At 51.4% G+C, this 255-nt stretch carries 1 rRNA gene; it reads left to right on the top strand.

What is annotated here, in order from left to right:
- A 16S ribosomal RNA gene (locus GJ695_RS29520) occupies positions 1-255 on the top strand; the annotation flags it as partial.

Genomic DNA, 255 nt, shown 5'->3' with positions numbered 1-255 from the left:
TCAAAGGAATTGACGGGGACCCGCACAAGCGGTGGATGATGTGGATTAATTCGATGCAACGCGAAAAACCTTACCTACCCTTGACATGTACGGAAGGCCGAAGAGATTTGGCTGTGCTCGAAAGAGAACCGTAACACAGGTGCTGCATGGCTGTCGTCAGCTCGTGTCGTGAGATGTTGGGTTAAGTCCCGCAACGAGCGCAACCCTTGTCATTAGTTGCTACGAAAGAGCACTCTAATGAGACTGCCGGTGACA

The sequence above is a fragment of the Duganella alba genome (assembly GCF_009674495.1).
Taxonomy (GTDB): domain Bacteria; phylum Pseudomonadota; class Gammaproteobacteria; order Burkholderiales; family Burkholderiaceae_D; genus Rugamonas; species Rugamonas alba.
The sequence above is the reverse complement of the archived record's forward strand: the minus strand, read 5'-3'. Positions and strand labels throughout refer to the sequence as shown.